Origin of the sequence: Komagataeibacter sp. SM21 (assembly GCF_041402665.1) — a bacterium.
GTDB classification, from domain to species: Bacteria; Pseudomonadota; Alphaproteobacteria; order Acetobacterales; family Acetobacteraceae; genus Komagataeibacter; species Komagataeibacter saccharivorans.
This window is the reverse complement of sequence record NZ_JBGLOV010000038.1, coordinates 1-9,735: the sequence shown is the minus strand read 5'-3', so window position 1 is coordinate 9,735 and position 9,735 is coordinate 1. Positions and strand designations below refer to the sequence as shown.

Here is a 9,735-nt window from a genome sequence, read left to right as displayed (position 1 = left end):
AAGCGGATAACAGCGCCCAATCTGCTCAAAACGCAGACCGGATGCCAGCGCAAAAACCGTCAATCAAATCGCCAAAAGCCAGAAATCACGGGCCACGCACATCAATTGACGGTTCTTCGATCCCTCCGATTACAATACGGTGCGCCCCCATTCCCAGCTGGGTGGCAGGACACCGGATCAGGTCGCCAGACAAGTGTCTCGGGGGCATGCCCCCGAGACACTTGTCATCCCATCAACCCAAAGCCATAAAAAACGGGAACTCTCCTTTTGAGTGGATACAAAAAAGGGGGCACGTCATGCTGCCCTGTTGGAAATCGTCCTCATAGACGGTACCGTCAGGCACGATCTTCCATTTACGCATCGGATGCCAATAGCCGCTCAGCCTATAGTATCCGAACTGTGTGAGGAGAGTCTCTGCATGCGTGACCGAGCCTACATCCATGCCACGAGCTTGTAGCAATAAGACTTGATCATGAACGGATAGGAAGGGTTTATTATAAGACATGCAAAAGGTTAATGTCACGAACATAAAAAAACCGACCCGCTCACACCGATTAAGGTGCCGGGGCCGGCCGTGTTAAGACTTGGATAATCGACGATTGCCTGCAAGTCAATGATTTTATCACTTAAGGTCACACGGTCGCTTTCTAGCGGATCATAGAAGCCTAATCGCCGGAACCTACGCCAATTTTAATATGGTAAGGCAAGTGATAGGAGATTTTGGTCGCTCGGGCGAACTTTCGAGCGACTAATTTGATACGATAGCTACTCTGTAAATAACGATATCAATGACTGCTGGTGAAGCTTCTCCATCTATAAGCCGACCTTCCGTTCCCCCCCCTGACCTGAACTGCCTGTCTGCTCAGTGATGCAGGAGCAGACAGGCGACAGTCGCCCTCATCCTCGACATACAAGGCGCGATAAAGATTCCCAAAACCGGACATGTGCGCGTGGCAAGTCCGACATACTCGCGTATGCCGTCACCGTTGTTCCCGTCTGCCAGTAATTTCCGCTCATGTGCCTCACGATGCTGCGCATATTGGTAATTATACTGTAGCAAAATGAACCGACATCTCTGGACAAACACCTGAGCGAGCGCATGGTTAAGTGGTTCAACTTGATGGAATGATGCCCCGCATGCGCCGCTGATTGACGGCGCGCTTCATCACACCTCAACGCCAGTTCAGTCCTGCGCGGCACGACGATCAAATGCGGCGCGGGCCTGTTCAAGGGCGGGCCGGTTCTCGCGTGCCCAACTTGCCAGGGCTGCCAGAGGTCCTGTCAGGCTTTGCCCCAATGGGGTCAGACAGTACTCAACCTTCGGCGGGACGGTAGCATAGGCTTTGCGAGCCACCAGTCCATCGCGTTCGAGCCCGCGCAGAGTGATGGTCAGCATCCGGTGCGAGATGCCGGGGATGCGGTGCTTCAACGCATTGAAACGATGGGTGCCTTCTGAGAGATGGCCACAGACCATGACCGTCCACTTGTCGCCAATGCGTGCAATCACCTCTGCCAGGCCGCGACATTCCGCTTCTACATTTTCCATTGCTACTCCTTGGGCCGACAGGAACCTGGGTGTTCCTGACGCATGAATTCATGCGTACTTGTTAGCTTATAGGAACAAATTTATCCTAAAGAACCATAAATAACCATGGAATCTGATGATGAAAATAGGTGTGAGCGGTGCCAGCGGCCAGCTCGGTAGCGCAGTTGTTCAGGCGTTGGCGGAAACGGTTGCGGCCGAAAACTTGGTGGCGATTTCGCGCACTCCCAAGACCGATCGAACCTACGCAGGTCGCTTAGGCGACTACGACCAATCCGAGACATTGGTGGCGGCCTATCAGGGCCTGGATCGCCTGTTGTTGATTCCGGGGGCTGATCTGCGGCCGGGGATTCGTTCGCGCCAGATGTTGGCGGCCGTGGATGCCGCTGCACAGGCCGAGGTCGGTCACGTCTTCCTGTTGTCGGCAACCGGGACGCAGCGTGAGGGGGAGTCCGCCGTTGGGGCGGCGTATTGGCACAGTGAGCAGGCGTTGATCAAGAGCGCGATCCCCGCATGGACGATACTGCGTATGAGCTATTTTTCCGAGACGCTGGTCGAAGAGGTGCGGATGTCTTTGACGGCAGGCGGGCTTGCGATGCTTGAGGACAGCCGCGTCAGTTTCGTTTCGCGCGGCGACGTGGCCAAAGCTGCCGCCGCCGCATTGACCAGCGAGGGCCACGAGGGCGCCATATATCAGCTGACAGGCTCTGAAGCCCTGCGTGGTGAAGCGGTCTGCAGACTGGTCGCGCAGCAGATCCAGCGGCCCTTTGCCTTGAACGTTATGCCCGCCGAGGTGTTGCGAGCCGGGTTGCTCAAAACGGGTCTGCCTGACGTGGTTGCCGATGCCGTGGTATCGATGAAGGCGCGGCAGGCGCGTGGCGCCTACGACATCGTCAGCGGTGACATCGTGCGTTTGACCGGAGGCACGCCGTGCTCCCTGGCCGAAATTCTGGCGAGTATCGCCGGAGGACTGGGGCAGTCGTAGCACCGCACTTGCTGGGTGCTTTGCTGCGCCATTCGACGAAGGTCCGCGCCACCGGTGCAAGTAGGCTTGGAATTGCGGGTACATGACCACGTTGGAGGCGTAGTTCAGCAGGAGGTCAGGTCCAACTGGATGTCGGCGTTGCCAGGGCACTCGACCAGATGGCTTTCCAGGGCGATGGCGTCCGGGGCGGCTAGCAACTGTGTTTGAGCGGCCTCTCGTCACAATCACCAACGCTATCCTCAAAAGCGGAGTGCCATGGCGCATTAGCTCCGCCGCTTAAACACTGTTGCTCATTCAGACCGTCACGAGGCTCAACGAAAGTGCTATTCCTCTCACTATCGAACCGATCTCGTGCCGTTCTGAATGCCGAAGCGTTGTCAATAATCCACCGCCAAAGCGGCATCATTCCTACGAGAAGCCCCTTTCCCAACGGAGTGAGAGTATAATCCACCCGTGGCGGGACCTCACCATGATCACGGCGAATAATAAGACCGTCGCGTTCTAACTGACGAAGAGAGCGCGTCAACATACGCTGCGTAACCCCATCAAGCCGCCGCGCCAGTTCTGCGTACCGCAGAGTACCAGCAACACCGAGAAGATGGACAATGCCGAGTGACCATCTGTTGCCGGCATGCGCAAGCACTTCTCGCTTCAACCCGCCATCATCGTCACTGAGAGCAGCACAGGCTGCCTGCGACTGAGCCATCACGGCATCGAAGTCCAGATTATCGAACGGTATCAGTCGTGTACCTTCTTCGCTTTCCCGCATCGCGTCTTATTTTAACTTCATAACCAGAAGGAATTCCTGATGCCAGCGATGAAGACCCCTGTCATTGAAACCCTTGTCATCGGCGCCGGAGAGCTTGGTCAGGCCGTCATCACCGGCCTGCTTGAACAGAAACCGGAATGCGCCCGATCGATCAGCGTTCTTCTCAGACCATCAAGCGACAACACCAGAACGGATATTGCGCGACAATTAAAGCAAAAGGGCCTGCAGATCGTTTATGCTGATCTTGCGACGGAAACGGTGGAGGACCTCTCCGTCCTTTTCGCCAAGTTCAATACGATTATATTTTGTACCGGGTTTGTTGGTGGTCCCGGTACACAGCGTAAAATTACCAGTGCCGTCCTGAAAGCTGGGGTGGACCGTTATGTGCCGTGGCAGTTTGGTGTTGATTACGATGTTGTTGGACGTGGCAGCGGGCAGCCAGTATTTGATGAGCAATCAGACGTAAGGGACATGCTGCGCGGTCAATCTGCGACCCGATGGATAATCGTTTCGACAGGAATTTTCACCAGCTTTCTGTTTGAGCCAGCTTTCGGTTTGGTGGATCTTCAAGGTGCCAAGGTTCGCGCACTCGGCAGTTGGGATAACCGCCTGACCGTGACCACTTCCGAAGATATAGGACGACTTACAGCGAGCATCCTCGCCCATAAACCGCCGATCCAGAACGAGGTGGTTTACGTTGCCGGGGATACGTTTTCCTACGCTCAACTCGCCGAAAAGATGCAGCACTATCTCGGCCGCCCTGTCACTCGGGAGCTGTGGGATATGGATTGGCTACGCGCAGAAGTCGCCGCACACCCTGACGATGGAATACGGAAATACCGTCTTGCGTTCGCACGCGATACTGGCGTGGCATGGGACAAGGATCGGACTTTTAACGCTTTACAGGGCATTGAGGTGACCGACGCCATAGCCTGGCTAAAACACCAGCAACGTCATGTAGCGTAAACATCTCACTGTTTGCGACATCTGAATTCCGGGAAACACAAGGTCAGCAGCCATCCTAGTCATCAGCCCTTGGTTTACTTGCAGAGCGTAGTCGGACCATGGCGCTCTGCTAGCCTCTGATGGAAGTCGGCGTGAAGTGCTGCAAGTGTAATCTGGCCAAAACGCGCCAGAAATTGGGCCTTAACATCGGTCAGGACGCTACTCATGGCGTGGTTGACGGCTTCTTCGACAAGGCACTCAGTCTCCTCACTCCGGTTCCCTATGGCGAATAATCTTGGAGCATCAAGAGCCTCGTAAATATCCCGCAGCGTCACCTGATCCAACTGGCATGAGAGCGTCCACCCCCCGCCATGTCCTTTCTCGGAGTGCACATATCCATGCTCACGCAGACCGCCCATAAGACGTCGCACAACCACGGGGTTGGTGTTAAGGGCGCGAGCCAGGGCTTCTGACGTCATGGGACCACCTGCTTCTGCCAGATGCAGTAGTACGTGGAGCACACAGGATAATCTGTTATCTTGTCTCATGTAACTTCATGTGTTGCTAGAATGTAATCCCGTCAGTATATCATGAAACTCGAAAAGTGACATGAAACTGTGTGAGTCCACTCTTACTTCGAGGACATGCTGTATGAATTTGCTCGAAATTCTGACAGTCGGCGTCGTGGCGACTGCTGCATCCGATATCTGGCAACAAGCCCAGAAACCATTGACTGGAATTCCTGCAGCCAACTGGCCTGTCACCGGCCGCTGGGTCATAGGGTGGCGTGACGGCAGGATCTATGACCCAATGATTGGAAAAAGACCCTCCCTGAAAGGAGAGGCACTTGTTGGCTGGGCATTTCATTATCTGATTGGTGCTGTTTATGCCGCACTGTACCTCAGTTTTGTGGTGGTTATAGCAAAGACAGTCCCCACACTGCTAAATGGTCTACTCTTCGGACTTGTTACCCTTTTAGCCCCTTTTCTGTTTATGAAACCTGCTCTGGGCGGCGGTTTTTTCGGGCTTAGGGCTCCCAATCCTGGAAAAGGACTATTTCTCAGTATAAGCGCTCATGCTGTCTTTGGAATGGGACTGTATTTAGGAGAAATTTTTTACCAAGGTCTTTGCTGAAACCTTACTCATATACTGATTACATTTTTCTATAATCACGAGGACTGACACCCGTCACTCTGCGGAAGACCTGAGCAAAGTGGCTTGGGCTTTCGTATCCGATCTCCAAGGCAATCTCGATAATAGGAACATTGGTCTTACAAAGCATTTCTGATGCCTTCTGGACCCGGCGCTGCATGAACCAACCAGAGGGAGTTTGTCCCGTGGTTGTACGGAATGAGCGACTGAAGTGAAAACGGCTCATGCCACACAAAGCAGCAAGACAATCCAAATCAAATGGTTCAGCCAGATGTGCTTCCATATGATCAAGAACTCTACGCAGTTTCCATGTGGGCAAGAGTGTGGATCGTAGCTTTATCTTAGCCTTGGTATCAGCATACTGTCTTAAAAGATGAACTGTCAGACTCTCCAGAAGGCCATTTACAAATAAGGGATTTGCAATAACAGAAGATTGCATTTCAGCTATCAGACCACTCAAAATGCCTGATATGAAAGCATCCTCCCCGCCCGAAACATCCTGCATTCGAATACGGGATGAAGTCAGATTTAATGACATGGCAGCTCGATCGACAAGCTCAAGTCCAAGATAGAGATGCAACACTTCAAAACAAGTGTTTCCCTTGCCCTGCCACCGCATCAGATAGGGTGTGTCCGTCTGCGTGAGGTAAAATGTTCCTGCTCTTGCCTTGCTCTGTTCCCAAGGCCCTGTCAGTTCACGCTCTTCAATATTTGCTTCTCCGCGGATAACCCAAACAAGCAGGGGTTCTGCGACGGCAGGTACAAGAATTTCGTCTTCTTGTACCGGGCGAGTGAATATCTGGACGTCAACATCCTTCCAGACATCCCCTTCACTTTGCGCGACTTTCTTCCCGGGGAGAAGTTGCTCCAGTGTCAAACTGGCAGCACGCCGAGAAGGAAGGCAGGACAAAACCATCTGCTACACTCTCTCATTTCCATGCGCGACTATCTATAGCGCAAAATCGCGATAGTTTCAGCACGAAGCCATGAGAGATATCTTCTGGCATAATTTACACCTCCTTCGACAATGAAGGCTGATTGAAGGCTCGTCGTGTGGAGAAGATTATGAATATTGCAGGAAAAGTTGCTCTGGTGACCGGAGCATCCAGTGGCATTGGTGCTGCAACAGCGCGCAAACTTGCAACAGAAGGAATCACAGTTGGCCTGGCGGCACGCCGTCATGATCGCCTGGAAACGCTTGTCAGTGAGATTACCAAGGCTGGCGGTCACGCTATTCCTCTGGTGACGGACGTTACTGATCTTGTCTCGTGTCAAGAAGCGGCAAAGAGCTTGATCGCCCAATTTGGAAGGATTGATGTTCTGGTCAACAACGCGGGCTTGATGCCCCTATCCAGCGTTGACAGCCTGAAAGTGAACGAATGGCAGCAGATGGTGGACGTCAATATATCCGGTGTTCTCAATGCAACGGCAGCCGTTCTTCCGCAGATGATCGCACAGCATTCGGGTCATATTTTCAACATGTCCTCGATTGCAGGCCGTAAGGTCTTTACGGGTCTCGCCGTTTATTGTGCCACCAAGGCTGCGGTGACAGCGTTTTCAGACGGCCTAAGAATGGAGATCGGACCAAAGCATAATATCCGCGTTACCTGCATTCAGCCGGGAGCCGTAAAATCAGAGCTTTACGATCACATTACAGATGCTGATTACCGCAAACAGATGGATGACCTTGCAGCGTCCATGACCTTTCTCGAGGGCGAGGACATAGCAGACAGTATCCTTTTTGCTCTGAAATCACCTGCACGTATGGATGTTGCAGAACTGTTTGTTCTTCCGACTGAACAGGGATGGTGAACAGGAACTGATTGCCAACTGAGCTTAGGAGTCAGGCACCCTTCCGTCGAAAAGAGGCTTCAGGCTGGAAAGCCTCTTGAAGCTCGGTCACAAAGACCCGCAGCTTTGGGGTCATAACCGGACCTGCGTTATAGAGCAGGTGCATGGGCCTGTCCGGAACTTTCCACCTGGGCATAAGCCGGACAAGCCGTTTGCTTTTAATATCTGGAAGCAGAGCCTGCTCATATCCCAGCAGAATGCCATCGCCACCAAGAGCTGCAGAATGCAGAACACTTGAATCATTACTGATTATCTTCCCGGACACGGTGACAGGTCGCGTAACGCTCCCCTGAGAAAGGTACCACGTGGTTACAGGGCCGCCGGAGTTTTCATATACGAGACACTCGTGGCGCATCAGATCTTCGGGCTGCCCTGGAAAACCGTGTTTTTCCAGATAGGTTTGAGCCGCGCAGATGACCCGACGATAGGCCGTCAAAGGACGACTGACCGCTGTAAGGTCCGTCTCCAGTTCACCAATTCGGATCACAGCCTCATGACCATCCATTGTGGGGTGAACCAGTTGGTCTGTCAGGGATAAATGCACTTGAATTTCTGGGTATCTTTTTTGAAAACTGTGAATAAATGATAGAAATACCGTTCGCCCGAAGGTGACTGGGACGCTGACAGATAATGTGCCGCGCGGTGTGCCAAGCGTATTGGCTGCCAGAGTGTCAGCTCGTTCAGCAGCCTGCAGAACAAGCCGACATTGCTCGCAATAGAGCCGTCCTGTTTCAGTCAGACTTTGCCGACGTGTCGTTCGATGCAACAGGCGAGCACCAAGGTGATGCTCCAGAGCCTCTATATGCTTGGCGACCATCTGCGGCGACAAATTCAGATGCTGGGAGGCCGCTGCAAAGGACCCCAATTCCACGACCTTGATAAAAATCTTCATGCTGGTTAACCGGTCAAGCATTCATCCTCCTCAGTTGTGACTGATGTCTCGTATCGACAATTTATCTAGCGGAAAAGAGGAATATGCTGAAGGCTTCGAGTGATTGGCAAGTCCAGTTCTGGTGGAGACTTTCGAAATGCCTGTTTATCTTGTGCGCATGGACCACCCTGACGGCGAGGGATGGGGACAGCATGTCGCAGCACACGTGTTGTATCTCAGGCGCCTTATTCAGGAAGGCAGCCTGCTGGCGTCCGGTCCGTTGAAAGGGACCCCATTGCGCTCCGGCTTTCTGATTATGAAAGGCGCCAATCGGCAAGAGATCGACGCGATGATTGCCGGTGATCCCTTTGCATCCGAAGGTTTGATTTGTGATCTGCGGATTGAAGAATGGGACCCACTATTCGGGTGCCTGTCAAATCATGCAACAGGCAAACTCCCGCAAGAATTGAAGTCTCTTTTCCCTTCATGACGACAGCGCTGTGTTTTTTGAGAAATAAAAACGAAAAGAGAGCCTTGGGATTATGAACGATCTTCAGTGGTATGCTGTAGGGGATGCCCGCATACTAAAAATACAGGATCTTACGCTGGCAGCACTCACTCCAGAACAGTTGCTTCCTGATTGGGATGATGCAACGGCACTTCAGGCCTATTCTGATCTACCTGAAACGCTGGATGCTTCAGAAACGAAAGTCCTTTTGAGCGTTCATAGCTGGCTCATCAAGGATCGCGGTCGGAACATTCTTGTAGATACGGGGGCCGGGAATAGCAAGGCTCGACCTGCTGCTCTGTTTTTCGATCACTTGCAGACCGTGTGGCTTGAAAATCTGATGCGCGCTGGCGTCCGACCAGAAGATATCGATTTTGTTCTTCTCACCCATCTGCATGTTGATCACGTGGGGTGGAACACACGCCTGCAAAATGGCATCTGGGTTCCGACATTCCCGAATGCCCGATATGTCTTTTCTAGAGCCGAATATGATTTTTTCAGTAATCCGGCTCATGATAGCGTCCGCAATAAAACCAGTTTCATGACACGCATTGATAGCGTTGATCCGATTATCTCGGCGGATCTTGCGGATCAGATTGACGTAGACGGATCCGAAGTTCTTGAAGGAATCTCCTTTCACCCCACACCTGGGCATACGCCCCATCACGCGTCTCTCGTGCTGAAATCAGGTATGGAGCGTGCGCTCTTCACGGGTGATGTCATGCATCACCCCATTCAGGTATGTATTCCGGAGTGGAGTGCCGTTTTTGATGCAGATCCTCAGATAGCCATCATATCGCGCAAATGGGCTTTGAATTATGCTACCGAACACACCGCAGCAGTATTCACATCGCATTTTCCGATGACATCCGCTGGAAAAGTGATGACATACGACCAGGGAAGGGGTTGGTCTTTCCTCTAGGGCTGCCATTATGTCCGCTGTTCACCTCGTTCAATTCCATTGCGGACATTCCGCTTTCCCCCGATAGTGTTGAAAAACTCAAGGTGAAGAGTGAAAGTGTTGCCAAGCCACTTCGACATAAGTGCAGCTTTCTTGCCTCAGGTGGATAAGGCAGGCGCTCCGGGAGGTATCAGTTTCGCCATTTTGCGG

11 protein-coding genes are annotated in these 9,735 nt (G+C 52.6%); 6 read left to right on the top strand and 5 right to left on the bottom strand.

Features of this window, described 5'->3' with window-relative positions:
• Positions 1-1,183: 1,183 nt before the first annotated feature.
• Positions 1,184-1,546 (bottom strand): helix-turn-helix domain-containing protein, encoded by a 363-nt coding sequence (locus ACBR42_RS16410; protein ID WP_007284623.1) that lies wholly within the window; start codon positions 1,544-1,546, stop codon positions 1,184-1,186.
• Positions 1,547-1,661: 115 nt separating this feature from the next.
• On the opposite strand from ACBR42_RS16410, the gene ACBR42_RS16405 reads away from it, so the two are divergent.
• Positions 1,662-2,528 carry an NAD(P)H-binding protein gene (locus ACBR42_RS16405; protein WP_061470493.1) on the top strand — a complete coding sequence of 289 codons (867 nt, stop codon included), beginning with the start codon at positions 1,662-1,664 and terminating at the stop codon, positions 2,526-2,528.
• 190 nt (positions 2,529-2,718) lie between these two features.
• On the opposite strand, the gene ACBR42_RS16400 is transcribed toward ACBR42_RS16405, so the two are convergent.
• Positions 2,719-3,234 carry a winged helix-turn-helix transcriptional regulator gene (locus ACBR42_RS16400; protein ID WP_371208739.1) on the bottom strand — a complete coding sequence of 172 codons (516 nt, stop codon included), beginning with the start codon at positions 3,232-3,234 and terminating at the stop codon, positions 2,719-2,721.
• Between the two features lie 102 nt (positions 3,235-3,336).
• On the opposite strand from ACBR42_RS16400, the gene ACBR42_RS16395 reads away from it, so the two are divergent.
• Positions 3,337-4,263 (top strand): aromatic alcohol reductase, encoded by a 927-nt coding sequence (locus tag ACBR42_RS16395; protein ID WP_371208738.1) that lies wholly within the window; start codon positions 3,337-3,339, stop codon positions 4,261-4,263.
• Between the two features lie 74 nt (positions 4,264-4,337).
• Here ACBR42_RS16395 and ACBR42_RS16390 read toward each other — a convergent pair whose 3' ends face one another.
• On the bottom strand, positions 4,338-4,790 hold the full coding sequence (locus ACBR42_RS16390) for an Rrf2 family transcriptional regulator (protein WP_371208737.1): 453 nt from the start codon (positions 4,788-4,790) through the stop codon (positions 4,338-4,340).
• A gap of 103 nt (positions 4,791-4,893) precedes the next feature.
• Here ACBR42_RS16390 and ACBR42_RS16385 point away from each other — a divergent pair, with 103 nt between their 5' ends.
• The gene (locus ACBR42_RS16385; RefSeq protein WP_371208736.1) at positions 4,894-5,376 is read left to right on the top strand and encodes a DUF2938 family protein; all 483 of its coding nucleotides are present in this window, start codon (positions 4,894-4,896) and stop codon (positions 5,374-5,376) included.
• A gap of 19 nt (positions 5,377-5,395) precedes the next feature.
• Here the strand turns inward: ACBR42_RS16385 and ACBR42_RS16380 are convergent, their stop codons facing one another.
• On the bottom strand, positions 5,396-6,310 hold the full coding sequence (locus ACBR42_RS16380; protein ID WP_371208735.1) for a helix-turn-helix domain-containing protein: 915 nt from the start codon (positions 6,308-6,310) through the stop codon (positions 5,396-5,398).
• A gap of 149 nt (positions 6,311-6,459) precedes the next feature.
• Between ACBR42_RS16380 and ACBR42_RS16375 the strand changes: the two genes are divergently transcribed.
• Positions 6,460-7,206 carry an SDR family oxidoreductase gene (locus tag ACBR42_RS16375; protein WP_035729839.1) on the top strand — a complete coding sequence of 249 codons (747 nt, stop codon included), beginning with the start codon at positions 6,460-6,462 and terminating at the stop codon, positions 7,204-7,206.
• 31 nt (positions 7,207-7,237) lie between these two features.
• Here the strand turns inward: ACBR42_RS16375 and ACBR42_RS16370 are convergent, their stop codons facing one another.
• Entirely contained in the window at positions 7,238-8,158 is a 921-nt protein-coding gene (locus tag ACBR42_RS16370) for a LysR family transcriptional regulator (RefSeq protein WP_371208734.1), read from the bottom strand.
• 115 nt (positions 8,159-8,273) lie between these two features.
• Between ACBR42_RS16370 and ACBR42_RS16365 the strand changes: the two genes are divergently transcribed.
• Positions 8,274-8,606 carry a YciI family protein gene (locus ACBR42_RS16365; protein WP_003626994.1) on the top strand — a complete coding sequence of 111 codons (333 nt, stop codon included), beginning with the start codon at positions 8,274-8,276 and terminating at the stop codon, positions 8,604-8,606.
• Between the two features lie 52 nt (positions 8,607-8,658).
• Positions 8,659-9,546: an MBL fold metallo-hydrolase gene (locus ACBR42_RS16360; RefSeq protein ID WP_371208733.1), complete on the top strand. Its 888-nt coding sequence runs from the start codon at positions 8,659-8,661 to the stop codon at positions 9,544-9,546.
• The last annotated feature ends 189 nt before the right edge of the window (positions 9,547-9,735 follow it).

What these genes read in the sequence shown, in the direction of transcription:
- ACBR42_RS16410 (WP_007284623.1), bottom strand. Translation starts at nt 1,546, where the DNA reads ATGGAAAATGTAGAAGCGGAATGTCGCGGCCTGGCAGAGGTGATTGCA.
- ACBR42_RS16405 (WP_061470493.1), top strand. Translation starts at nt 1,662, where the DNA reads ATGATGAAAATAGGTGTGAGCGGTGCCAGCGGCCAGCTCGGTAGCGCA.
- ACBR42_RS16400 (WP_371208739.1), bottom strand. Translation starts at nt 3,234, where the DNA reads ATGGCTCAGTCGCAGGCAGCCTGTGCTGCTCTCAGTGACGATGATGGC.
- ACBR42_RS16395 (WP_371208738.1), top strand. Translation starts at nt 3,337, where the DNA reads ATGCCAGCGATGAAGACCCCTGTCATTGAAACCCTTGTCATCGGCGCC.
- ACBR42_RS16390 (WP_371208737.1), bottom strand. Translation starts at nt 4,790, where the DNA reads ATGAGACAAGATAACAGATTATCCTGTGTGCTCCACGTACTACTGCAT.
- ACBR42_RS16385 (WP_371208736.1), top strand. Translation starts at nt 4,894, where the DNA reads ATGAATTTGCTCGAAATTCTGACAGTCGGCGTCGTGGCGACTGCTGCA.
- ACBR42_RS16380 (WP_371208735.1), bottom strand. Translation starts at nt 6,310, where the DNA reads ATGGTTTTGTCCTGCCTTCCTTCTCGGCGTGCTGCCAGTTTGACACTG.
- ACBR42_RS16375 (WP_035729839.1), top strand. Translation starts at nt 6,460, where the DNA reads ATGAATATTGCAGGAAAAGTTGCTCTGGTGACCGGAGCATCCAGTGGC.
- ACBR42_RS16370 (WP_371208734.1), bottom strand. Translation starts at nt 8,158, where the DNA reads ATGCTTGACCGGTTAACCAGCATGAAGATTTTTATCAAGGTCGTGGAA.
- ACBR42_RS16365 (WP_003626994.1), top strand. Translation starts at nt 8,274, where the DNA reads ATGCCTGTTTATCTTGTGCGCATGGACCACCCTGACGGCGAGGGATGG.
- ACBR42_RS16360 (WP_371208733.1), top strand. Translation starts at nt 8,659, where the DNA reads ATGAACGATCTTCAGTGGTATGCTGTAGGGGATGCCCGCATACTAAAA.